This window comes from Cupriavidus sp. 01L46, from assembly GCF_056399905.1.
This window is the reverse complement of the sequence record NZ_JBFTSF010000595.1, coordinates 1-1,362: the sequence shown is the minus strand read 5'-3', so window position 1 is coordinate 1,362 and position 1,362 is coordinate 1. Positions and strand designations below refer to the sequence as shown.

Sequence of the window (1,362 nt, the reverse complement as noted above, 5' to 3'; positions counted from 1 at the left end):
CTCAGGGGCGTGGCCACCAAGTACTTGCCGAACTACCTGGCTTGGCAACGGCTGATGAGCTGGAACAAGGAAGGCGTTTCCGCCGACGATGTCATCGCGTCAGCTCTCGGCAAGCAGGTCATCAACGTTTAATCTGAACAGCGCCAATGGAGCGGAGAGAGTAACGCTTTGCGGTCTGCTGCAGACCGAGTCCGGTCTGCGGAGCAGGCTATCATCTTGTCCAGATGAGAAAGTCACAGATAGTCACGACTGGCAAACTCGTAACTTATGCAGATATAAGAAAGTACGGCCCATCAGGTCCAAGCTCCTCTCGGAGAATTTGCCATCCTTGGGATTTGTAGAACTGCAATGCGTTAGCGTTGGCCTTGAGGCATTTGAGCGTCGGTGTGTTAGAGAAATACTTAGTACAGCTCTTCAGGAGCGCTCGACCTACCCCTTGACGTTGGGCCATTGGATGAACAAATAGATTGTGCAAAAAGCTATCAGCTTCCCAGATTGAAGCAAAGCCAAGAATCTCTATTCCTTCGATGGCTACTAGGATTTTCTCACCGCTAGTATGCACATCAAAATCTATCGTTTGGTGTAACTCGACATGATTCCAAAAGAAAGTGGCGTTCCGAGTGATCACATATAAATGTTGTAATGCCTCTCGATCAGCCTCTTTAAATTCACGTATTAAAATACTCATCCTAAATCGATACTAGGGATAAACGTCTGTTCGTGGCCGGATGCGGGCTCGTACATTCTAACCCGCCGGATGGAGCCGCCACCAGCGAGAAGGCAGAGGGCCGCTACGCGCCGACCCGGAAATGCTCCGCCGACTGCCCCGTATTGATGGCCCACTGCAGCCAGGCCGGCATCTCGCCCTGCCCGTCCCATTTCTGCCCTTCGGCGTCGCGGTAGGTGCGCGTTGGCGCGGGTGCCGGAGGCGCCGCCTTCTCGGCGAAGCAGCCGGCCGCCTGCAGGTCGATCAGGGTCAGGCCGTGCCTGGCCATTTGGACACGGATCCAGACCGTGGCTGCGGCGCGCTCAATCTCAAGAGACATAGGTATAACGTTTTGGGAGTCGGAAAGGTCCAACGATTTGGGCCGCACAATCAATCATCATTGCCGGCATTCCACACGGCCTGCGTCGCCGCCATGCGCCGCGCCGCCTCGGTKGTCACGTAGCGCGTTGTGGTGTCGAGCGAGGCGTGGCCCGCATTCTGTTGCACCACCTCGAGCGGCGCCCCGGCCGCCAGCGCATGGGAAATATGTGTATGCCGCAGCCAGTGTGTGCTAGCGGCATCCAGCCGCGCCGCGCGGGTCAGCCAGCCGCAGCGTACCAGCGCAGGCCGTGAAGAATCCCTTGATCTGCTTGGCG

General features: G+C 56.8%; 3 protein-coding genes and 1 pseudogene. 1 reads left to right on the top strand and 3 read right to left on the bottom strand.

The window, feature by feature from the left end; genetic code table 11:
• Window positions 1-132 (top strand): annotated as a pseudogene (locus tag AC1DS3_RS38715) (IS1595-like element ISCARN29 family transposase); the annotation flags it as partial.
• 133 nt (window positions 133-265) lie between these two features.
• Here the strand turns inward: AC1DS3_RS38715 and AC1DS3_RS38710 are convergent.
• From AC1DS3_RS38710 to AC1DS3_RS38700, 3 genes are all read right to left on the bottom strand, one after another.
• Window positions 266-688 carry a GNAT family N-acetyltransferase gene (locus tag AC1DS3_RS38710; RefSeq protein ID WP_441639688.1) on the bottom strand — a complete coding sequence of 141 codons (423 nt, stop codon included), beginning with the start codon at window positions 686-688 and terminating at the stop codon, window positions 266-268.
• Window positions 689-791: 103 nt separating this feature from the next.
• Window positions 792-1,046 (bottom strand): H-NS family nucleoid-associated regulatory protein, encoded by a 255-nt coding sequence (locus tag AC1DS3_RS38705; protein ID WP_441639687.1) that lies wholly within the window; start codon window positions 1,044-1,046, stop codon window positions 792-794.
• Window positions 1,047-1,096: 50 nt separating this feature from the next.
• On the bottom strand, window positions 1,097-1,362 hold a 266-nt coding region (locus AC1DS3_RS38700), incomplete at its 5' end, for a tyrosine-type recombinase/integrase (RefSeq protein WP_477129371.1).

What these genes read in the sequence shown, in the direction of transcription:
- AC1DS3_RS38705 (WP_441639687.1), bottom strand. Translation starts at nt 1,046, where the DNA reads ATGTCTCTTGAGATTGAGCGCGCCGCAGCCACGGTCTGGATCCGTGTC.
- AC1DS3_RS38710 (WP_441639688.1), bottom strand. Translation starts at nt 688, where the DNA reads ATGAGTATTTTAATACGTGAATTTAAAGAGGCTGATCGAGAGGCATTA.